Source organism: Microbacterium algeriense (genome assembly GCF_008868005.1).
In the GTDB taxonomy this organism is placed as follows: domain Bacteria; phylum Actinomycetota; class Actinomycetes; order Actinomycetales; family Microbacteriaceae; genus Microbacterium; species Microbacterium algeriense.
The window spans coordinates 632,966-654,822 of record NZ_WAAO01000003.1 but is presented as its reverse complement, the minus strand read 5'-3'; the positions used below and the strand labels follow the sequence as shown (position 1 = coordinate 654,822).

Here is a 21,857-nt window from a genome sequence, read left to right as displayed (position 1 = left end):
ATCCTACGCACCTCGGCATATCGGGAGCATATGGAAAAGCGCATACGCCCTCGCAACCGGCGCCCTTCTTCACTGGGAGCATGAACACCCGCACCATCCCCCACTCCTCACGGCGCCGCCGACGCCGCATCGCCGTCGTGCTGACCGCGCTCGCCTCCGCCGTGGTCATCGCGTTCGCCGTGCAGCAGTCGCTGGCTGCGGCATCCGCCGATGCCGTCCAGGAGGGCACGTCCCCCGCCGCGCCTCCGGCGCCGTCCGAGCAGATCGACGGCACGGTCATCGCCCCGAGCGAAGCCGACGGGGTGATCCGCGACGGCGACCAGCCCACGGTCTTCGACGTGGACCGGGTGGCGGTCGGCAACCTCGACCCCGCCCTCCTCGCGGCGCTGCAGCGGGCGGCGACCGACGCGGAGGGCGACGGCGTCACGTTCCTCGTGAACAGCGGCTGGCGCTCGCCAGCCCTGCAGGAGCGGCTGCTGCAGGACGCGATCGCCGAGTACGGCTCCGAGGCCGAGGCACGGCGCTGGGTGGCGACCGCGGAGACCTCAGCCCACGTGTCGGGAGATGCAGTCGACCTGGGTCCGCTTCCCACGCTCGACTGGATCGCCCAGCGCGGATGGCGCTACGGGCTCTGCCAGATCTACGGCAACGAGTCCTGGCACTACGAGCTCCGCCCCGAGGCCGTGACCGACGGCTGCCCCGAGATGTACACCGACCCCACCGAAGACCCGAGGATGCAGCCATGACCGCCCTTCTCCTGCCGCCGCGCGCGACGACCACCCGCCTGCAGGCGCCGATGCTGCGCACCCTGCCGGAAGCCGTCGCGGAGAACGTCCGCCGGGTGCGAAGCCGGACCGCCGTCCCCATCATGGCCGTCGTCAAGGCGGACGGATACGGGCACGGCGCCGCCGCAGTGGCCCGGTCGGCCGTCGATGCGGGCGCCGCGTGGCTGGGGGTCACCGATGTCGCGGAGGGCGTCGCGCTCCGCGATGCCGGACTCGAGGTGCCGATCCTGACCTGGCTCAACCCGGCCGGGGTCGACGCGACGACGGCCGCCCACGCGCGGATCGACGTCGCGGTCGGCTCGGTCGACGAGCTGCGCCGACTGATCGCGGATGCGGCCGAGCCCGTGCGCATCCACCTGCACCTGGACACCGGGATGGCCCGCGGAGGGTGCCCGTTCGGGGAGTGGCCGGAGCTGCTCCGCGTCGCCAGGGCAGGGCGGGGCAGGGTGGAGGTCGTCGGGGTGATGGGGCACCTGCCGCGAGCGGACGAGGCCGACCCTGCAGCGAACGCCGCGGCAGTACTGCGCATGCGCCAGGGGAGGGATGCCGTGCTGCGGGCAGGCTTCGGACCGGTCATCGTCCATCTGGCCGCGACAGCGGGCGCGCTCACCGACCCCGCCACGCACTTCGGCATGGTGCGGATCGGGGCGGGGCTGGTCGGCATCGATCCGTCCGAGACGACCGAGCTGGCCGGAGCGTCGCGGTGGACGGCCCCGGTCGTGCACAGCGCGCGGATCGCGGCGGGGACCGCGGTCGGCTACGGCGGCGACCACGTCGCCGAGCGGGAGACGCACCTCAGTGTGATCGGCGTGGGATATGCGGACGGCATCCCCCGCGAACTCTCACCCGGAGCCGGTGTGGCGATCGGTGGCGTGCGGCATCCGATCGTCGGACGCGTCTCGATGGACCAGATCGTCGTCGACACGGGGCCGGTGATGTTCCCCCGGGGTGAGGTGGCGACCGTGTTCGGACCGGAGGGAGGGCCGGTGCCGTCGATCCAGGAATGGGCCCAGTGGGCGGGAACGATCCCGCACACGATCGTCACGGGCATCGGGAACCGCGTGCAGAGGAGTGCGGCATGACGACGAAGGTGCTGGTCATCGGCGGCGGGCAGAACGCCGAACACGAGGTGTCGCTCGCCTCGGCCGCTGCCGTCGCGGCCGCCCTGCGACTGGGAGACCACGAGGTCACGAGCGTCACGATCGACCGGGAGGGCGTGTGGCGTGCGGACGGCCTGCCGAACGGGGGCACGGTCGCCGACTCGCTCGCGCAGGCTCTTCCCCTGCTCGCCCGCACGGACGTGGTGTTCCCTGCTGTGCACGGCGCGCTCGGGGAGGACGGTGCCCTCGCCGCCCTGTGCGCGCTCGCCGGGGTGCGCGTGGTGGGGTCCGCGCTGCGGGCGGGAGCGATCGGCATGGACAAGTGGGCCACCAAGCTCGTGGCCGCCGCCGTCGGACTCGGCACCGCGCGGGGACGCCTCATCGCGGCGGACGACATCGGCGACGTGGAGTTTGAGGGGGACGTCGTGGTGAAGCCGGTGTCGGCCGGATCGAGCCACGGGGTGAGCCTGGTCACCGAGGAGGATCGGCTGTTGGAGGCGCTGCGCGAGGCGGCGCGCTTCGACCGGAGGATCCTCGTCGAGGAGGTCGTGCGGGGGCGCGAGATCGACGTGGCCGTGCTGCGCGAGAAGGGCGGCATCCGATGGGCGGCCCCTCCGCTGGAGATCCACACCGCCGGACTGTTCGACACCGCGACGAAGTACGACGGCAGCGCACGATTCACCGTGCCGGCGCAGCTCACCGCGGCGGAGAGCACCGCGCTCAAGCGGGCGGCCATCGCCCTGTTCGATGCGCTGGGATGCGACGGCGTCGCGCGGATGGACTTCTTCCTCACCGACGGGGGGCCCGTGCTGAACGAGGTCAACACGATGCCGGGGCTGACCGCGGCCTCGCAGGTGCCGCGGATGTTCGCGGCCGCCGGCGTGGACTACGTCGACCTCGTGGGACGGCTCGTGCGCGCCGCGGTGTGAGAGGGCCTCGACAAGCGGCGGGCGGAGGCGGATGCTGGACCCATGGCAGCTTTCACGACGGACAACGCGTTCAGCGGATTCAGCGTCGACGACATCGACGCGGCGAAGGAGTTCTACGGCACGACCCTCGGGCTCGACGTGGAGGTCAATGCGATGGGGTTCCTCGATCTGAAGCTGCCGCGCGGCGGCTCGATCCTCGTGTACGCGAAGCCGAACCACACCCCGGCGAGCTTCACGATCCTGAACTTCCCGGTGGCGGACGTCGACGCCGCGGTGGACGAGCTCAACGACCGAGGCGTGCAGACGAAGATCTACAGCGACGACGAGTTCCCGTCCGATTCGCGCGGCATCGTCCGCGGTAACGGCCAGGGCCCGGACATCGCCTGGTTCCGCGACCCCGCGGGCAACGTGCTCGCGGTGATGCAGGCCTGAGCTACAGCCGGTCCACCCCGGTCACCGTGACCACCGCCTGACCGGCCTCGTCCGACGCGGCAAGGTCGACCGTCGCGGAGATGCCCCAGTCGTGGTCGCCGGCGGGGTCGTCGAAGATCTGCCGTGCGGTCCACGCGGTCGGCCCCTCCGTGAGGATCAGCAGCTTCGAGCTGCGGGCGTCCGCGCCGGTCAGGATCTCGTCGTGGTCGGCGAAGTACCCGTCGAGCGCGTCCGACCAGGCGTCGGCGCCGAAAGCCGGATCGAGTTCGGCGAGGGCATCCACGTCTTCCCTCGCCGCGAGCTGCACCCGGCGGAACAGTTCGTTGCGCACCAGGATGCGGAAGGCGCGGAGGTTGCTCGTGAGCCGCTTGGGGGCGGGCGGGACGATCGGCTCGTCGGGCGCATGCGGGTCGAAGCGACCGTTGTCGACGCCGGCGATCAGCTCCTCCCACTCGTCGAGGAGGCTCGAGTCGACCTGGCGGACGAGTTCACCGAGCCACTCGATGAGGTCGCGCAGATCCTCGTCCTTGAGCTCCTCCGGGATGGTCTGCGAGGCCGCGCGGTAGGCGTCGGAGAGGTACCGCAGCACGACCCCTTCGGAGCGAGCGATCTTGTAGTAGGCGACATATTCTCCGAACGACATGGCTCGTTCGTACATGTCGCGGACGACGGACTTGGGGTGAAGCTCGAAGTCGCGGATCCACGGCTGCGCGGTGCTGAACACCTCGAAGGCGGCGGTCAGCAGCTCGTCGAGGGGCTTCGGGTAGGTGATCTGCTCGAGCAGCTCCATCCGCTCGTCGTACTCGATGCCCTCGGACTTCATCGCCGCGACCGCTTCGCCGCGGGCGAGGAACTCCTGCTGGCTCAGGACGGCGCGCGGATCGTCGAGCGTCGACTCCACGATCGAGATCATGTCGAGCGCGTACGACCCCGTCCCGACCCCCTGGGTCCCTGAGCCTGTCGTCCCCTGGGTCCCTGACCCTGTCGTCCCCTGGGTCCCTGAGCCTGTCGTCCCCTGGGTCCCTGAGCCTGTCGTCCCCTGGGTCCCTGAGCCTGTCGAAGGGTCGAGCAGCTCGAACGCGGCGAGGGCGAACGGGGACAGCGGCTGGTTCAGGGCGAAGTTCGGCTGCAGGTCGACCGTGAGGCGGATGTCGCCGTCTGGCGTCTTCTCGACGACGCCCGATTCGCGGAGCGTCCGGTAGATGCCGATAGCGCGGAGGGCGAGCTCGCGCTGGCGCTTCCGCGGTTCGTGGTTGTCGTATACCAGCGCGCGCATATTGGCGAAGACGTCGCCGCCACGGGCGATCACGTTGAGCATCATCGCGCTGGTGATCTGCATGTGCGAGGTCAGCGTCTCGGGAACGGCATCGATGAGCTTGCGGAAGGACGGCTCGCCCCACGACACGAAACCGTCCGGTGCCTTCTTGCGGACGATCTTGCGCTTCTTCTTCGGGTCGTCGCCGGCCTTCTTCACCGCCGCGACGTTCTCGCTCTCGTGCTCCGGCGCCTGGGCGACCACGGTGCCGGCGGTGTCGTAGCCCGCGCGACCCGCACGGCCGGCGATCTGATGGAACTCGCGCGCGTTCAGCTGTCGCATCCGGGTGCCGTCGAACTTCGTGAGCGCGGTGAGCAGCACCGTGCGGATCGGCACGTTGATCCCGACGCCGAGGGTGTCGGTGCCGCAGATCACCCGCAGCAGGCCGCGCTGGGCGAGCTGCTCCACCAGCCGCCGGTACTTCGGCAGCATGCCGGCGTGGTGCACGCCGATACCCGCACGGAGGAAGCGGGAGAGCGTCTTGCCGAACGCCGTCGTGAAGCGGAACTCGGCGATCAGGGCGGCGATCTCGTCGCGCTGCTCTCGGGTGGCGACCTTGGTGCTCGACAGCGCCTGAGCGCGTTCCATCGCGGCGGCCTGAGAGAAGTGCACGACGTAGACCGGCGCCTGCCCGGTGCTCAGCAGGTCGTCGATCGTCTCGTGGATCGGGGTCGTCTCGTAGAAGTAGTGCAGCGGGACCGGCCGCTCGACTCCGGTGACCGTGGCCGTCTCGCGTCCGGTCCGGCGGGTGAGGTCGGCGGCGAGCTCGGTGACATCGCCGAGGGTCGCCGACATCAGGATGAACTGCGCCTGCGGCAGCTCGAGCAGCGGCACCTGCCACGCCCATCCGCGGTCCGGGTCGCCGTAGAAGTGGAACTCGTCCATCACGACCCGCCCGACCTCCGCATCGGCGCCCTGGCGGAGGGCGAGGTTCGCGAGGATCTCGGCCGTGCAGCAGATGATGGGGGCGTCGGCGTTGACGGAGGAGTCGCCCGTGATCATGCCCACGTTCTCGGCACCGAACACGTCGACGAGGGCGAAGAACTTCTCGCTCACGAGGGCCTTGATGGGCGCGGTGTAGTAGCTGCGCACGCCGGCGTTGATCGCGGCGAAGTGGGCGCCGACCGCGACGAGCGACTTCCCCGTGCCGGTCGGGGTCGACAGGATCAGGTTGTTGCCCGAGATGATCTCGATGACCGCCTCGTCCTGAGCGGGGTACAGGCGGATGCCCGTCGACTCCGCCCATTCGACGAACGCCAGGTAGACCGTGTCCGCGTCTGCTCCGGCGGGAGGGGCGGCGTCGAGGAGGGAAGGCATGATCCATCGATCATCCCATCCGGCGTCGGGGGGCTCAGCGCCGGAGAGCCCTGGCCCGGTATATTCGCGCGTCGCTCGCTAGGAGGCCGCACACGCCCGTGGCATCATCGACGGACGACCGGATGCGGTGGCCGCACCGCGAAGGAGGGACGACGATGTCTGACCAGATCTACACGTTCGCCGCACTCGGGGTGTACTTCGCGGCGATGCTGCTCATCGGCTGGATCGCCTTCCGGCGCACCGGCGACCATGAGGACTACATGCTCGGCGGACGCAATCTGCCGCCGTGGGTGGCCGCGCTCAGCGCCGGGGCCTCCGACATGTCGGGCTGGCTGGTGATGGGACTCCCCGGCGCGATCTACGTCTCCGGACTCATCGAGGCCTGGATCGCGATCGGCCTCACGATCGGCGCCTACCTGAACTGGCTGCTCGTCGCTCCGAGGCTCCGCGCTTACACGCAGGTCTCCCGGAACTCGATCACGGTGCCGAGCTTCTTCGAGAACCGCCTCCGCGATACGACGCGACTGCTCCGCGTGGTCTCCGGCGTCGTCATCCTCGTGTTCTTCACCCTCTACATCTCCTCGGGCATGGTGGCCGGAGGAGTCTTCTTCGAGAGCTCCTTCGACGGCGACTACCTCACCGGGATGCTGCTGGTCACGGGGGTCACCCTCGCGTACACGCTCTTCGGCGGGTTCCTCGGCGCGTCGCTGACCGACGTCGTCCAGGGGCTGATGATGGTGATCGCGCTGATCGTGATCCCCGTCGCCGCGATCGTCGCGATCGGCGGCCTGGCGGAGACGGGCGAGCTGATCAACGAGGTCGCGCCCGACCATCTCTCGCTGCTCTCCGGAACCGCGCTCACGGGCGGCACCATCCTCGCCATCGTCTCCTCGCTCGCGTGGGGTCTCGGATACTTCGGTCAGCCCCACATCATCGTGCGCTTCATGGCGCTGCGCTCGCCGCAGGAGGCCAAGAGCGCCCGGCGCATCGGCATCTCGTGGATGATCGTCTCCCTCGGCGGCGCGGTGCTCTCGGGTCTCGTCGGCGTCGCCTACATCGCCAAGACGGGCGTCGATCTGGCCAATCCGGAGACGGTCGTGCTGCTGATGTCGCAGACGCTGCTGCATCCGTTCGTCGCCGGGCTCGTGCTGGCGGCTGTGCTCGCCGCGATCATGAGCACGATCTCCAGCCAGCTGATCGTGTGCTCCTCGGCGCTGGTGGAGGATCTGTACGGGGTCTTCCGGCGCACGCCGCCGTCGCAGAAGACGCTCATGCTGATGGGGCGACTCGGGGTGCTCGGCGTCGCGATCGTGGCGGCGGTGCTGGCGATCACCCCGAACGACACGATCCTCGGGCTCGTCTCCTTCGCGTGGGCGGGGTTCGGAGCCGCGTTCGGCCCGGTCATCCTGCTGAGCCTCTACTGGCGCAAGCTCACCAACTGGGGCGCTCTGGCGGGGATGTTCGTCGGAGCCGCGACCGTCTTCATCTGGAAGGCACTCGACACCGGGCTCTACGAGCTGCTTCCCGCCTTCGTGTTCGCCCTGATCGCGGCGGTCGCCGTGAGCCTGGTGACGTACCGGCACGACGACGAGATCCAGCAGGAGTTCACGGACACCGGCGCGATGGTGGCGCTCCCGCGCCCTCATGCCGTCGGCGACACCCCCTGACCCGCGTCCCGCCGCGCCTTCGCGCCTGTCGAGCTCAGGCGATCCCGCCACCTCAGGCGACTTTCGTCAGCATCCGCCTGACGCGGCGTGATCGCCTGATGCGGCGGGGCGGCGGATGCCGCGTCAGGAGGTGGCGGCGCGCAGCGCGATGCGGATCATGTCTCCGAACGTCTGCTCGCGCTCCTGCGCGGTGGTCTCCTCGCCGGTGACGATGTGGTCGCTGACCGTGCAGATCGCGAGGGCGCGGCGACCATGGAACGCCGCGAGCGTGTAGAGCCCGGCTGCCTCCATCTCCACGCCGAGGATGCCGTGCCGCACGAAAGGCTCCGTGGCCTCGGGGCGGGTGCTGTAGAACTGGTCGCTCGAGAACAGCTGTCCCACGTGCACGGTCGACTCGAGGGTCTCGGACTCGCTCGCCTCCACCGCGGCCCGCAGCAGCGAGAAGTCGGCGACGGGGGCGAAGTCGAGTCCGTGGAAGCGCACCCGGTTGATGCCCGAGTCGGTGCTGGCGCCGTTCGCGATGATGATGTCGCGGATCTTCACCCGCTCGGTCAGGGCGCCGCACGAACCGACACGCACGATGGTCTGCACGTCGTACTCGGTGAACAGCTCGTTCGCGTAGATCGCCATGGAGGGCTGCCCCATGCCCGACCCCTGGACGGAGACGCGGTGCCCCTCCCAGGTGCCGGTGAATCCCAGCATCCCGCGCGTCTGGCTGTACAGCTCCGCGTCGTCGAGGAACGTCTCGGCGATCCACTTCGCCCGCAGCGGGTCGCCGGGGAACAGGACGATGGGGGCGATCTGACCGGGTGCGGCGGCGATGTGCGTGCTCATGGCTTCAGCGTAGCCAGGTCCGCGTGCGCCGACTCAGGGGGTGCAGCGGGATCAGGCGGATACGCGGGAGAAGTGCCTGATCCCGCGCGAATGCCTGATCCGGCGGGGGATGCCGCGCGTGCTCAGCCCTCGCGGCGGCGGACGATCTCGCCGATCCACAGCGGCGCGAAGGGCGAGGTGCAGCCGGGTGCGGTCGGGTAGTCGGCGAGCACCTGCAGCCGCTCGCCGATCTCGAGCGCTCTGGTGCGGAGCTCGGGATGGAAGATGCCGATGTTGGCGAGGGTCTCGTTCATCGCCCACTGCAGCCGCGACGGCGCGTCCTTCAGGTCGCGCTCGATCAGGTCCAGCAGGTGCGGGAGGTCGAGGCCGGCGGAGTCCTTCGTCACGCGCACGGTCGTGAGCGACCAGGCGGCGGCCGCGACGGTGGGATCGGCGTCGTCGAACCAGCGCAGACGCAGCTCCTCCGCGTGCGGGCTCTTCTTGAGCACGTAGTTCACGAACCAGTCGTCGACCTTCGGCGGGAGGGGCTCTCGGAGCATCGCGTCGAGCTCGTCGGCGGCGAACTCCCGCGGAGCGCAGATCAGCAGCGCCAGCAGCCGGGCCGGAGTCTCGCCGGTCGCCCACAGCTCCCGAGCGAGCGGCTGATCGGTCTTGATCCGCTTCGCCAGCGCCCGCAGCCTGCTCAGGTTCATGCCGTGGTCGTCGCCGCGCTTCTCGTTCGCGGCGCGCATCTTGGGGTCTTCCAGCGCTGCGAGCTCGCCCAGCGCCTCGGTCACGGTCATGTCCGCCATGCCACCAGCGTAGGACGGTCAGTCCTCGTCGAGCAGCTCGCCCCTGATCCGGCGCAGGTCCTCCATGAGGGAGCCGATCAGGATCCAGTGCTGCGAAGACGGCGGCCGGATCACGAGCGGAGCCGTGAGCGCGGGGATCGCGGAGGTCATGGCCTCCGGCTCCGGTGATGCGGCGGCGATCTGCACCGCGAGGCGGACATCGTGCCCGGCGCGGCGCAGCTGCTCGGCGATGGCGGCGACCGCTGGTTCCTCGCCGATCGAGTCGTCGTAGTGGTCGAAGTAGGCGCGGGTCATGCCGATCGTCTGCGTCACGATGGGGGAGAGCCGGTCGAGCAGCGCCCGCATCTCCGTCAGGTCGGCCCGGTGCGTCGAGCGCCGCGGGTTCAGGGTGAGCGACTCCTCCCCGGCGGCGATGGATGCCTCCGCCGCGTCCTTCATGGGGCGCAGCAGTCGCACCTCCAGCATCAGCTCCTGCAGCCGCGCCGGCGTCTGGGGTTCGGGCAGCGCGTCGGCGAGGCGGTCCAGGCTCGCCGCGAGTTCCCGCCCCAGCAGACCGACGTCCCGGCGTGCCGGCTCGACCAGCACGGGCGGCACGATCAGGGCGTTCACCACGATGCCGATCACGACGCCGATCAGGGTCTCCACGATGCGGGCGAAGGCGTACTCCGGACTCGACGAACCCAGGGCCAGAACGAGCATGGCCGAGATCGCCACCTGGTTGCCGGTTCCCGGCGATGCGCGGAAGATCCAGGCCACGAGCATCGCGATCACGATCGCGAGCAGCACGATCCAGCTCGGCGACCCGAGCAGCAGGCCGAGAGCGACGGCGATCACGACGCCGACGATCACCCCGATGCTGCGCTCCAGGGCCTTCGACAGCGACTGGTTCACGCTGGGCTGCACCACGAGCAGCGCCGCGATCGCCGCGAAGACCGGCAGCTGCGCGGGGAACACCCACCCGGCGATGAGCCACGCGGCGATCGTCGCCGCGGCGGACTTGACCACCTGCAGCAGCGGGGAGCGCTTCGAGGCGCGGATCGCGGCGGGGATGCGCATGTCCTCCACGGTAGTCCCGCCGGTGCGACGTCGCCCACGCCGGACCGGAGCGCCCGCGGCGGGGCATGATACGCGCCGCGGCGGATGCCGTCCATCGGGGTGGTGGATCGGCGGCGGGGGCACAGAGTGGGCCGTTCATCCCCGACGCCGAGGAGGCCGACATGTACTTCCATCTGCAGCAGCTGATCAACGAGATCGAGCCGGACGAGCCGGATCCCGCGGCGGCGAACGCCCTGCAGGAAGGGCTGGGAGGGCAGTTCGGCGAGATGCGCACGATGATGCAGTACCTCTTCCAGAGCATCAACTTCCGCGGCCCGGCCGGCAAGCCCTACCGCGACCTGATCCAGGGGATCGGCACCGAGGAGATCAGCCACGTCGAGCTCATCGGCACCACCATCTCGCGCCTGCTCGACGGCTCCCCCGCGTATCAGGGCAAGAAGGACGCCCCGGTCGACGCTCCCGGAGCCGGCGGCGCGGTCCCGCTGGAGATCGCCCTCGACCACAGCAACATCCACCACTACCTGGTGGGGGCGCAGGGTGCGCTGCCGGTCGATGCGGCGGGGAACCCGTGGATGGGCAGCTACGTCTACAACTCCGGCAACCTCGTGCTCGACCTGCTCTACAACCTGATGCTCGAGTCGACGGGGCGCCTGCAGAAGTGCCGGCTGTACGAGATGACCGCGAACAAGACCGCGCGCTCGACGATCTCGTACCTCATCGTCCGCGATCAGGCGCACGAGAACGCGTACGCGAAGGCACTGGAGACGCTCGGTGTGAACTGGCGGACCAGCCTGCCCATCCCGAAGACGAACGCCGAGAGCTTCCCCGAGGTCAAGCGCCTGCTCGATCTGGGTCTGCAGAGCAAGCAGTACTCGTTCGATCTCGACGACAGGTCGGAGGCCGGTCGCATCTTCCAGGGGATGTCCCCGTCGGGAGACGGCACGCATCTGGTCGCCGACGAGCAGGCGCCCGAAGGTGTGCCGTCGACGATCGCTCCTGAGCGTCCGGAGGAGTTCTCGCCCGGCGCGGACGCCGACCTGCAGGCCCTCATCGAGGCGACCGCCGAGATGGAGATGGCCGACATCGATGCGACGTTCGGTCGGATGTCGACCAGCTGAGCACATTCGCGGGATCGGCGGCGGATGTCAACCCCGTCGCCGATCTTCGCGATCACCGGCTGAATGGAACCACACGAACGACGAACAGTGAGGAGCATCCCATGGTGCAGATCATCGAGACCATCGACGTCGACGTTCCCGTCCGCACGGCGTACAACCAGTGGACGCAGTTCGAGAGCTTCCCCAAGTTCCTCGACGAGGTCGAGTCGATCACCCAGATCGACGACACGCACACGCACTGGAAGGTGAAGGTCGGCGGCGCGACGCGCGAGTTCGACGCCGAGATCACCGAGCAGCACCCGGACGAGCGGGTCGCCTGGAACAGCGTCGGCGGCGAGACGGAGCACGCGGGGGTCGTGACCTTCCACAAGCTCACCGACACCTCCACGCGCGTGAGCGTGCAGCTGGACTGGGAGCCCGAGGGGCTGCTCGAGAAGCTCGGCTCACTGGTGGGTGCGGGATCGCACGCCGTGAAGAAGGACCTGGAGAACTTCAAGGAGTTCATCGAGGGCCGCGGTGTCGAGACCGGCGCCTGGCGCGGAGACGTGGACGCCTGACCGGAGATCAGATGCAGAGAAGGCCCGACGGCAGTGCGCCGTCGGGCCTTCTTCGTGCGGCAGGGGGGTCAGACGAAGGTCTTCCCGCCGTCGGGGGTGCGTGCTTGCATGGGCGCATGGACCGGGATGAGCGGTTGCGCGCGGAGACGAGGGCGGTCTGGGCGACCGTCATCTGCTTCGTGCTCGGCGCGGTCGTCGGCGGGCTGCTTCTGCGCGGCGATGCGCGTCCGCTCACCGGCGAGGCATCGCTCGCCGTGCCCGCCGCGACGGGCGCCGGTGCCGTCGCCGCCGCCGCGTTCCTCGCGAGCACGCTGATGCACCGCCGCGCGGAGACGACCCCGATGCCGCGGTGGCAGGCCGTGGTGTCCGACCTGTCGACCGGCGCGGTGACCATCGCGTTCGGCGCGGTCACCGCGGTGGGTGTGCTGCTCGCCGCGGAGGTTCTTGCGGCCGGGCTCGAAGGGCTCCGGCTCGCGGCGGTCGGCGGCGGGATCCTGACCGGCGTGGCCTCCGCCGTCGGAGGACGCTTCGCCTTCGGAGCGGGCGTCGAGCTGAGGACCGCCGACCTCGCAGCGCTCCTGTTCGGGTTCCTCGTGATCGGCACGCTGTTCGCCATGGTCACCGCGGCGGATCCGCGCTGGTGGGAGGCGAACTTCTCCCAGCTCGGGGTCGGCTGGGCGTTCAACGGCACCCTGGTCGTGGCGGGACTCCTGGTCGCGACCGTCGGCTCCTACATCGGCCGCGATCTGCACCGGTTGCTCGGCGACGGGGCTCTCGGGCGCGTGGCGGCGGTGGTCGCGCTGTGGGCGGTCACGGGTCTCGCGCTCGCCGCAGTCGGACTGCTGCCGCTGCACCGCGTGCCGGTCCCGCATGACATCGCCGCGTTCGCGAGCCTGGTGCTGTTCGTCGCGGCCGCGGCGTGGACGACTTCCGTGGTGCCGGACACCCCGCGCGCGCTGCTGCTCACCTCCGTCGGGGTCGGCGTGCTCGTCGCGGTCGCCGTGCTGCTGTGGATCCCGTTCGGTCTGTACTCGGCCACCGCGCTCGAGGCCGTGGTCGTGGGACTCGGGCTGCTGTGGATGGCGACGCTGGTCCGGGTGCTCGCCATCCTCACTCCGCCGCAGTCGCGGCCCTCCGCTCGCCGCACGCTGCGGTCGCACGCGTGAGGTCAGGCGATCACGCGGGATCAGGCCGTTCGCGCGTCCACCCGCCTGATGTGGCGTGACCGCCTGATTCCCGGTGGCATCCCTATGGGGAGAGCTCCGAAAGATAGGGCATCCGTCCGATGTGACGAGGGGGACTCAGAGCGGAATCTAGGGATACAGCAGATCGTCGAGGAGAACCCATGTACGAGCACCCGTATCTCAGCCAGCAGCTCACCCGCTTCGAGCAGGAGGAGCTGGAGCGCGCCGCAGCCCGACGCCTGTTCCTCGCCGAGCACGCCGACCAGATCGTGCCGCGTCCGGCCGGGGCGCTGCGGCGGATGCTGCAGCGACTGTTCGCGCGTCCCGCAGCCCGGCGGACCGGAGCGCGGGAGGCGGGGGCGAGCGCGCGGATCACGGTCGACCGCAGCGCCAGGCCGTGCGACACCGCCGCCGTCTCCGCACGGTGACGGCCGTCATCTCCGCGGAGCCGGGAGGCGCCCCGAATGTCGGTCGGGGGTGGGACGATGAATCCATGTCCTCCTCTCTGTCGAGCGTCGCGATGGTCGGCCGTGCGGCCGAGCTCGCCGAGCTGCGCCGGGTGTTCGCAGAGGTCCGCGACGGCGCCCCGGCCGCCGTGCTCGTGGAGGGCGAGGCGGGGATCGGCAAGTCGCGGCTGCTGCGCGAGTTCGCCGCCGAGATCGGACAGACCGCCGACGTGCACGTGGGATGGTGCCTCGACCTCGGCGCCTCGCGCACCCCGTACGGCCCTCTCACCGGCGTCCTGCGATCGATCGTCGCGCGCATGGGCGTGGAACACGTGCGTGAGTCGGTCGGCGTGGGCGCCGAGGCGCTCGGCATGCTGCTGCCCGAGCTCGTCGACGCGCCGACCGAGCGGGAGCGCACCAGCCCCGAGCGCCTCCGCGACGCGATCGCCTCCCTGATCGAGGCGGCGGCCGAGCGCGCCCCGCAGGTGCTCGTGATCGAAGACCTGCACTGGGCGGACGAGTCGACCCTCGCGATCCTCTCCTTCCTGCTGCGGGCGCTCGGGCGCGGACGCATCCTGCTGCTGCTGACGTGCCGCACCGACGACGTGCGCCGCGGCGATGCCGTGAGCCGCTTCATCGGCGAGGCCACCAGGGCGCGGCTGCTCCAGCGGCTGACGCTCGGACGGCTCGACGACACCGCGGTGCGCGAGCTGGCCGAGCAGATCACGGGCACCCCGCTCACGGCGTCAGCGCTCGACCGGATGCAGGAGCGCGCCGAGGGCGTGCCCTTCTTCATCGAGGAGATCGCCGGATGCTCGCAGGGGCCGCTCCCCGACAGCCTGCGCGACCTGCTGCTGGCCCGCTTCGACCGTCTCGGCGACGACGCGCGCCGGGTGGTCCAGGTCGCGTCCGGGGCGGAGCGTCCGCTGTCGCACCCTCTCATCACGCGTCTGGTCGGCATGTCGGAGGAGCGGCTCGACGAGGCCATCCGCGAGGCCACGCGCAGCGGCATCCTCGTCGTGGTCGACGACGACTACCGCTTCCGGCATGCCCTGCTGCGCGAGGCGGTGCACGACGACCTGCTTCCCGGGGAGCGCGCGCGCCTGCACCGCTCGTACGCCGAGGCGCTGGAGGCCCACTGCGCGGAATCCGAGAGCGGTGACGCCGCCGCGCTCGCGTATCACTGGCAGCTCGCGCAGGACGATCGGAAGGCGCTGATCGCCGCCGCGGAAGCGATGCGTCAGGCGAAGGCGCAGTACGCGTTCGCGAGCGCCGCGCGCTTCGGCGAGCTCGTGCTCGAGCTGTGGCCGCTGGTCCCCGATGCCGCCGAGGCGGCGGGAACGGCCCGCCTCGACCTGCTTCTGGTCCTGGGGTCGATCCTGCGCAACGCCGGCGACGGCGAGCGCGCTCTCGCGGTGGCGAACGTCGCCCTGGCCGAGGTCGATCCGCAGACCGTCGATCCGCGGCTGCACGCGCGGCTGCTGCGCAACAAGGCGCTGTACCTGGTGAACCTGGGGCGTCTCGGTGCGATCCCGCTCCTGCAGGAGGCGCTGGCCATCGCGGAAGAGCATGTGCACGACGAGGTGTTCCGCGCCGAGCTGCTCAACCAGCTCGCGAGTCGCCGCATGATCGCGGGCGACCGGGTGGAGGCCATCCGGCTCGCCGACGAAGCCGAACAGGCGGCGGCCGGGGCGGCGACCACGGATCAGCTGTCCATCGCCGCGAACGTGCGCGGGGGATCCCTGGCTCACCTCGGGGAGGTCGACGCGGGTGTGCGCGAGTACGAGCGCGCCCGCGACCTCGCCGCAGGGTCGACCGCCGAGATGCGGTATCGCGTCAACTACTCCGACCTGCTGACGCTGCTCGGGCGCTACCGGGAGGCGGTCGACGTGGCGGAGGAGGGGCTGCGCCGCGCACGAGAACTCCGCGTCGAGCGCACCTCGGGTTCGATCATGGCGCAGAACATGGTGGTGCCGCTGTTGGAGCTGGGCGAGATCGACCGCGTCGAGGAGATGCTCGCGCGCGATTTCATGCAGGGCACGCTGCGGGTCTTCCGGATGTACATGAGCATGACCCGCGTGCGGGTGCTGGCGTGGCGCGGCCGCGCGACGGAGGCGGCGGAGCTGCTGCAGGACTGGTTGCCCGCGTTCGAGGAGACGGGCGTCTCGGAGCGGCAGATCTGGTACGACCGGGTGATGATGCAGGTCGCGGTGGCGGAGAGCCGCGGCGACCTCGGGGATGCGCTCGACACGATCCGCGAGATGATCCGCGACGAGCGGCCCGCTCTGCTGCACCAGCGCCGACTGCTGCTGGAGGGGGCGGCGCTCATCGCCGAGCTGCGGGCGGACGGTGTCGACACGGCAGCGGCGCGCGACGAGATCAGCGCCGCGTGGCTCGCTCAGCCCACGCAGCTCCAGGGCGACGCGTGGTCGATCGTGCTCCACGCCCTGCTCGACCCGACCGCCGACGCACTCGATCACGCCCTCCGCTGTGCGGCCGGAGACGATGTGCCGGTGACTTTCCGCGTGGTGCTCCGCATCGAACGGGCCCGGCTGCACGTGGGCGAGGGCGATCGCACGGCGGCCTCGCTCGTCCTGGCGGAGGCCGCCCGCATCGCCGAATCCCTCGGGCACGTGCAGCTGCAGCTCGCGGTGGAGCGGTTCGCCACGAACGCCGGGCTGGCCGTGCGCCCCGTTCCGCAGTCCTCCGCCGGGACCGAGGCCGACGCCCTGACGGCACGCGAGCGGCAGGTGCTCGACCTCATCGCCGAGGGGCTGAGCAACCGGCAGATCGCCGAGCGGCTGTTCATCAGCGTGAAGACCGTGAGCGTGCACGTGTCGGCCGTGCTGCGCAAACTCGGCGTGAGCACGCGCACCGAAGCCGCACTCCGGCAGAAGAATCCGAATCTCCGGACTGACCGTCAGCCTGTCGTGGTAGCGTGACAGAGCGCGCGTGTCGGATGTTCCGGCACGGTGCAGGCTGTGAGAACAGCCGTTCAACAGAAAGTAGAAAACACATGGCCACTGGCACTGTGAAATGGTTCAACTCGGAGAAGGGCTTCGGCTTCATCGCTCCCGATGACGGCTCGGACGACCTCTTCGCCCACTACTCGGCTATCGCCGGCTCCGGTTTCAAGGAGCTCCGCGAGAACCAGAAGGTCGAATTCGACGCTGAGCGTGGCCCCAAGGGCATGCAGGCGGCGAACATCCGCGCTCTCTGAGCGCGCGCTGACTTCCTGAAGCCGGCCGGATCCTCACGGATCCGGCCGGCTTTTCGCATGTGGTCGAGGTGAGGTTCACCTAACCTCCGTGTTAGATTAGGCCAGGCTTACCAAAGGCCGAGGCGCGTTCTGCGCCGCTCACCCGAAACCACACCGAAGGGAACGCCTGTGCGCATCTCTCGAATCCTCGCCATCGGCGCGGCCGCCGCGCTCGCCGTCGGCCTCTCCGCCTGCGCCTCCTCCGCGCCGGAGTCGACGGCCCCGTCCGGCGGCAACCCGGCTTCCGACGACGCGTTCCCGGTCACGGTCGAGCACGTCTACGGCGAGACGACGATCTCGGAGAAGCCCGAGCGCGTCGCGACGATCGCGTGGGCGAACCACGAGGTGCCGCTGGCCCTGGGCATCGTGCCCGTCGGCATGAGCAAGGCCACCTGGGGAGATGACGACGACAACGGCGTGCTGCCCTGGGTCGAGGAGAAGCTCGACGAGCTGGGGGCCGAGACCCCCGTGCTGTTCGACGAGACGGACGGCATCGACTACGAGGCCGTCGCCGACACCGAGCCCGACGTGATCCTCGCCGCCTACTCCGGCCTCACGCAGGAGGAGTACGACACCCTCTCCAAGATCGCTCCGGTCGTCGCCTTCCCCAAGGTCGCCTGGGGCACGTCGGTCGACGACATGATCGAGCTGGACTCCAAGGCGCTCGGCCTCGAGAAGGAGGGCGAGGCGCTCATCGAGCAGCTGCACGCCGATGCCGACAAGGCGCTCGAGGAGAACAGCATCCTGAAGGACAAGAAGGTCCTCTTCTCCTACATCGATCCGACCGACCTCAGCCAGGTCGGCTACTACACCGCGATCGACACGCGCCCCGGGTACCTGCACGAACTCGGACTGCCGCTGCCGGCGATCGTCGAGGAGAACAAGGACAGCACGCAGTTCTACTTGAGCGTCAGCGCCGAGGAAGCGCAGAAGTTCGACGACGTCGACCTGTTCATCACCTACGGCGACGACTCGATCATCCCCCTGCTGCAGGCCGACCCGCTGCTGTCGAAGATCCCCGCCATCGCCGAGGGTCGCATCGCGGTCCTGCCGGACGCCACCCCGATCGCCGCGTCGGCCAACCCGTCGCCGCTGTCCATCCCGTGGGGGCTGAGCGACTACCTCGGACTCCTGGCCGCTCCGCTCGCTCCGTAATCGCTCGATCCGCCTCCGCGGAGTGACGCAGTGACCACAGCAACCGTCCTCGCACCGGACGCCGCAGACCTGCGGCGTCCGGTGCTCCGGCGCACCCTCTGGCTGGTAATCGGGGCGGTCGTCCTCCTCGTGCTGTGCGTGATGTCGATCTCCTTCGGGGTGCGGGCGGTCACGGTCGACGACATCGTCGCCGCGCTCAACGGACACACCGATACCATCGCCCAGGCCGCGATCGTCAAGCGCATCCCCCGCACGGTGCTCGCCCTCCTCGTCGGGGCGGCGCTCGCCCTCGCCGGCGCGACCATGCAGGCGGTGACGCGCAACCCCATCGCCGACCCCGGCATCCTCGGCGTCTCCAACGGCGCGTCGCTCGCCGTCGTCCTCGGCATCGCCTTCTTCGGTCTCGCGAACCCGTACGGCCAGATGGCCTTCGCGATCGCCGGGGCGGGCCTCGCCGCCGTGTTCGTGTACGCCGTGGGCTCGCTCGGGCGCGGCGGAGCCACGCCGCTCAAGCTCGCACTCGCCGGCGCCGCCACCTCCGCCGCCTTCGCCTCGCTCATCAGCGCGGTCATGCTGCCGCGGGTCGACCTGCTGCAGACCTTCCAGTCCTGGCAGATCGGCGGGGTCGGCGGGGCGGAGTGGCCGCGCATCGCCCTCACCGCCCCGGTCCTCGCCGTCGGCGCCCTCATCTGCTTCCTGTGCGCGCGGGGGATGAACTCCCTCGCGCTGGGTGACGAGATGGCCAAGGGGCTGGGCGAGAACGTGTTCCGCACGCGCATGATCTCCGCGCTCGGCGCGGTGATCCTCGCCGGAGCCGCGACCGCGATCGCCGGGCCCATCGGATTCGTGGGGCTGATCATCCCGCACGTCTGCCGCATGCTCGTGGGGACCGATCACCGCTGGCTGCTGCCGTTCTCGGCCATCGCCGGAGCCGCGCTGCTGACCGCGAGCGACATCGTCGGCCGGGTCATCGCGCCGTCGTCCGAGGAGATCCAGGTCGGCATCATCACGGCCGTCATCGGCGCCCCGTTCTTCATCTGGATCGTCCGCCGGCAGAAGGTGCGTGAGCTGTGAGCATGACGGAGCACACCGAGCACACCGAGCACACGCTCGAGCGGGTGGATGAGCCCGCCGCGACGAGGGTCGCGCGCATCGTGGCAGGCCGGCGGTCGCGTCACCGTCGCCACGCCGTCGCGACGATCGTCCTCGGCATCGTACTGTTCGTGCTCTTCGCGGTCGCCCTGATGGTCGGCAACACGTTCTACACGCCCGATGAGGTGATCCGCGTCATCCTCGGCGAGACCGTGCCCGGCGCCTCCTTCACCGTCGGCGACCTGCGCCTGCCGCGCGCCGTCCTGGCCGTCCTCACCGGGATCGGCTTCGGCATGGCCGGCGTGTGCTTCCAGACCATGCTGCGCAACCCGCTCGCCTCGCCCGACATCATCGGCATCTCGAACGGCGCCGGCGCGGCCGCGGTGTTCGGGATCGTGGTGCTGTCGCTCAACGGTCCGGTCGTCTCGCTGTTCGCCCTCGGCGGCGCGATCGTCACGGCCCTGGCGATCTACCTGCTCTCCATCAAGGGCGGCTTCGCCGGTACCCGCCTCATCCTGATCGGCATCGGCGTCGCCGCCATGCTGCAGAGCGTCATCTCGTACCTGCTGTCGCGCGCGGCGAACTGGGACATCCAGACGGCGATGCAGTGGCTGACCGGAAGCCTCAACAACGCCTCCTGGGAGCGGGTGCTGCCGATGGCGATCGCCGCGGCGGTGATCGTGCCGCTGATGCTCTCTCAGGGCCGCGCGCTGGGCGCCCTGCAGCTCGGCGACGACTCGGCCGCCGGCCTCGGCATCCGGGTGAACGCGACGCGGCTCCTGCTCATCCTCGGTGCGGTCGCCCTGCTGGCGTTCGCCACCGCGGCGACCGGGCCGATCGCGTTCGTCGCCTTCATGGCGGGACCGATCGCCGCGCGCATCACCGGCCCCGGCGCCAACCTGCTGCTGCCGTCGGCGTTCGTCGGCGCGGTGCTCGTGCTCGGCGGAGACCTGATCGGCCAGTTCGTCTTCGGCACCCGCTACCCGGTCGGCGTCATCACCGGTGTCGTCGGCGCGCCGTACCTGATCTACCTGCTCATCCGCACCAACCGCTCCGGGGGTTCGCTATGACCGTGTCCCACAGCCTGTCGGCCGACGGGGTGACGCTCGCCTACGGCGACCGCACCGTCATCGACGGACTCGACCTGCAGATCGCACCAGGGAAGATCACGACCATCGTGGGGGCGAACGGATGCGGCAAGTCGACGCTGCTGCGCTCGCTCGCCCGGCTGCTGTCGCCGACCGCCGGGCAGATCGTGCTCGACGGGAGGTCGGTGCACACGCGGCCCACCAAGGAGGTCGCGCGCATCCTCGGGCTGCTTCCCCAGTCTCCCGTCGCGCCGGAGGGCATCGCCGTCGCCGACCTCGTCGGCCGTGGAAGGCACCCGCATCAGAAGATGCTGGCCCGGTGGAGCACGCACGACTACGAGGTGGTCGCCGACGCCCTCGACGCGACCGGCATCACCGAGCTCGCGGACCGCAGCGTCGACGAGCTCTCCGGCGGCCAGCGGCAGCGGGTGTGGATCGCGATGGCCCTCGCGCAGGAGACAGACATCCTGCTGCTGGACGAGCCGACCACGTTCCTCGATGTCGCCCACCAGGTGGAGGTGCTCGACCTGCTCACCGACCTGAGCGTCTCGCGCGGCACGACCATCGTGATGGTGCTGCACGACCTCAACCTCGCCGCGCGCTATGCCGACGAGCTGGTCGCCATGAAGGACGGACGCGTGCACGCCGTCGGAGCCCCGCAGGACGTCGTCACCGCCGAACTCGTCGAAGAGGTCTTCGGCCTCGCCAATCAGATCACCATCGACCCGGTCTCCGGCAAGCCGATGGTCACACCCATCGGGAGGCACCATGTCCGCTGAGACCACCACGACCGAGCGCCCGACGTACATCCTCACCCGCGCCGAGGTGCGGGCCGTCACCCGCGTCTCCCCGTCCTTCGTGCGGGTCACCTTCGGCGGCGACGAGCTGTTCGAGTTCGGCACCCCCGGCGAGGTGTTCGACAGCCGGGTCAAGCTCGTCTTCCCGCCCGCATCCGGCGTGCTCCCCGACCTCGACCGGAGCTCGGACAGCTGGTGGCAGGCGTTCCTCGCCGTCCCGGAGGACGAGCGCGGGTCGATGCGCACCTACTCGGTCCGGGAGCTGCGGCTCGATGCGGACGGTGGCACGGAGGTGGACATCGACTTCGTGCTGCACCTCGAGCCCGGGCTCACCGGTCCCGCATCGCTGTGGGCGAGCCGGGCCGCGGTCGGGCAGGAGCTGTACCTCGTCGGACCCCGCCGCGGCGTCGACGTCGATGCGCACGGGGGAGCGGAGTACGCGCCGGGCACCGCCGACTCGGTCGTGCTGGCCGGGGACGAGACGGCCGCTCCGGCGATCGCCCGCATCCTGGAGGACGCCCCCCGCGACCTGCGCGGCGTCGCCTTCATCGAGGTGCCCTCGCCCGCCGACATCCTGCGCATCGAGGCGCCCGCGGGCGTGGAGGTGCACTGGCTGCCGCGGGATGCGGGGGAGCCGCACGGTCTGCGCCTCATCCCCGCGGTGCTCGGATACCTCGGCGACGCCGATGCCACCGACGCGATCAGCGTGACCGACATCGACAGTGAGGACCTGCTGTGGGAGACCCCGGAGTATTCGGGTCTCGGGGAGGACCTCGCACCGCGGACCGCTCCGGCCGAGCGCTACTTCTGGATCGCAGGGGAGAGCGGCGTCGTCACCACTCTGCGCCGCCACCTGGTCAAGGACCTCGGCATCGACCGCGGGCAGGTCGCGTTCATGGGCTACTGGCGCCGCGGCGTCGCCATGCGGGGCTGAG

20 protein-coding genes are annotated in these 21,857 nt (G+C 70.4%); 16 read left to right on the top strand and 4 right to left on the bottom strand.

Features of this window, described 5'->3' with window-relative positions; all coding sequences use genetic code 11:
* The first annotated feature begins 80 nt into the window (after positions 1-80).
* The 4 genes from F6A08_RS16785 to F6A08_RS16770 are packed head-to-tail and all read left to right on the top strand — an operon-like array spanning position 81 to position 3,246.
* The gene (locus F6A08_RS16785; RefSeq protein WP_151460084.1) at positions 81-746 is read left to right on the top strand and encodes a M15 family metallopeptidase; all 666 of its coding nucleotides are present in this window, start codon (positions 81-83) and stop codon (positions 744-746) included.
* Positions 743-1,867: an alanine racemase gene (gene alr, locus F6A08_RS16780; RefSeq protein WP_225855876.1), complete on the top strand. Its 1,125-nt coding sequence runs from the start codon at positions 743-745 to the stop codon at positions 1,865-1,867. Before F6A08_RS16785 ends, alr begins: the two co-directional genes overlap by 4 nt.
* Entirely contained in the window at positions 1,864-2,814 is a 951-nt protein-coding gene (locus F6A08_RS16775; RefSeq protein ID WP_124894667.1) for a D-alanine--D-alanine ligase family protein, read from the top strand. Before alr ends, F6A08_RS16775 begins: the two co-directional genes overlap by 4 nt.
* A 42-nt stretch (positions 2,815-2,856) precedes the next feature.
* The gene (locus F6A08_RS16770; protein ID WP_017201888.1) at positions 2,857-3,246 is read left to right on the top strand and encodes a VOC family protein; all 390 of its coding nucleotides are present in this window, start codon (positions 2,857-2,859) and stop codon (positions 3,244-3,246) included.
* 1 nt (position 3,247) lies between these two features.
* Here the strand turns inward: F6A08_RS16770 and F6A08_RS16765 are convergent, their stop codons facing one another.
* Positions 3,248-5,878: a DEAD/DEAH box helicase gene (locus tag F6A08_RS16765; protein ID WP_151460083.1), complete on the bottom strand. Its 2,631-nt coding sequence runs from the start codon at positions 5,876-5,878 to the stop codon at positions 3,248-3,250.
* A gap of 155 nt (positions 5,879-6,033) precedes the next feature.
* Here F6A08_RS16765 and putP point away from each other — a divergent pair, with 155 nt between their 5' ends.
* Positions 6,034-7,545: a sodium/proline symporter PutP gene (gene putP, locus F6A08_RS16760; RefSeq protein WP_124894670.1), complete on the top strand. Its 1,512-nt coding sequence runs from the start codon at positions 6,034-6,036 to the stop codon at positions 7,543-7,545.
* A 123-nt stretch (positions 7,546-7,668) separates the two neighbouring features.
* Here the strand turns inward: putP and deoD are convergent, their stop codons facing one another.
* The 3 genes from deoD to F6A08_RS16745 form a co-directional block, all read right to left on the bottom strand.
* On the bottom strand, positions 7,669-8,379 hold the full coding sequence (deoD, locus tag F6A08_RS16755; RefSeq protein WP_151460082.1) for a purine-nucleoside phosphorylase: 711 nt from the start codon (positions 8,377-8,379) through the stop codon (positions 7,669-7,671).
* A gap of 122 nt (positions 8,380-8,501) precedes the next feature.
* A complete protein-coding gene (locus F6A08_RS16750) occupies positions 8,502-9,170 on the bottom strand; it encodes a DNA alkylation repair protein (RefSeq protein ID WP_151460081.1) in 669 nt (222 codons plus the stop codon).
* Between the two features lie 18 nt (positions 9,171-9,188).
* The gene (locus F6A08_RS16745) at positions 9,189-10,226 is read right to left on the bottom strand and encodes an FUSC family protein (protein ID WP_151460080.1); all 1,038 of its coding nucleotides are present in this window, start codon (positions 10,224-10,226) and stop codon (positions 9,189-9,191) included.
* A 161-nt stretch (positions 10,227-10,387) separates the two neighbouring features.
* Here F6A08_RS16745 and F6A08_RS16740 point away from each other — a divergent pair, with 161 nt between their 5' ends.
* The 11 genes from F6A08_RS16740 (at position 10,388) to F6A08_RS16690 (ending at position 21,856) form a co-directional block, all read left to right on the top strand.
* Positions 10,388-11,344, top strand: a complete 957-nt coding sequence (locus tag F6A08_RS16740) for a manganese catalase family protein (RefSeq protein ID WP_124894674.1) — start codon at positions 10,388-10,390, stop codon at positions 11,342-11,344.
* A 101-nt stretch (positions 11,345-11,445) separates the two neighbouring features.
* Positions 11,446-11,901 (top strand): SRPBCC family protein, encoded by a 456-nt coding sequence (locus F6A08_RS16735; RefSeq protein WP_017201881.1) that lies wholly within the window; start codon positions 11,446-11,448, stop codon positions 11,899-11,901.
* Between the two features lie 116 nt (positions 11,902-12,017).
* Positions 12,018-13,067, top strand: a complete 1,050-nt coding sequence (locus F6A08_RS16730; protein ID WP_225855875.1) for a hypothetical protein — start codon at positions 12,018-12,020, stop codon at positions 13,065-13,067.
* A gap of 179 nt (positions 13,068-13,246) precedes the next feature.
* A complete protein-coding gene (locus tag F6A08_RS16725) occupies positions 13,247-13,513 on the top strand; it encodes a hypothetical protein (RefSeq protein ID WP_124894675.1) in 267 nt (88 codons plus the stop codon).
* 65 nt (positions 13,514-13,578) lie between these two features.
* Positions 13,579-16,473 (top strand): helix-turn-helix transcriptional regulator, encoded by a 2,895-nt coding sequence (locus tag F6A08_RS17895; RefSeq protein ID WP_151460079.1) that lies wholly within the window; start codon positions 13,579-13,581, stop codon positions 16,471-16,473.
* A gap of 74 nt (positions 16,474-16,547) precedes the next feature.
* Positions 16,548-16,751, top strand: a complete 204-nt coding sequence (locus F6A08_RS16715; RefSeq protein ID WP_017201878.1) for a cold-shock protein — start codon at positions 16,548-16,550, stop codon at positions 16,749-16,751.
* Between the two features lie 168 nt (positions 16,752-16,919).
* Complete coding sequence (locus F6A08_RS16710) at positions 16,920-17,945, top strand: iron-siderophore ABC transporter substrate-binding protein (RefSeq protein WP_124894677.1); 1,026 nt, start codon at positions 16,920-16,922, stop codon at positions 17,943-17,945.
* 30 nt (positions 17,946-17,975) lie between these two features.
* On the top strand, positions 17,976-19,019 hold the full coding sequence (locus tag F6A08_RS16705; RefSeq protein WP_124894678.1) for a FecCD family ABC transporter permease: 1,044 nt from the start codon (positions 17,976-17,978) through the stop codon (positions 19,017-19,019).
* A gap of 2 nt (positions 19,020-19,021) precedes the next feature.
* Positions 19,022-20,107 (top strand): FecCD family ABC transporter permease, encoded by a 1,086-nt coding sequence (locus tag F6A08_RS16700; protein ID WP_151460078.1) that lies wholly within the window; start codon positions 19,022-19,024, stop codon positions 20,105-20,107.
* A complete protein-coding gene (locus F6A08_RS16695) occupies positions 20,104-20,904 on the top strand; it encodes an ABC transporter ATP-binding protein (RefSeq protein WP_017201874.1) in 801 nt (266 codons plus the stop codon). The genes F6A08_RS16700 and F6A08_RS16695 overlap by 4 nt, the downstream gene beginning before the upstream one ends.
* Positions 20,894-21,856, top strand: a complete 963-nt coding sequence (locus tag F6A08_RS16690; RefSeq protein WP_017201873.1) for a siderophore-interacting protein — start codon at positions 20,894-20,896, stop codon at positions 21,854-21,856. Before F6A08_RS16695 ends, F6A08_RS16690 begins: the two co-directional genes overlap by 11 nt.
* The last annotated feature ends 1 nt before the right edge of the window (position 21,857 follow it).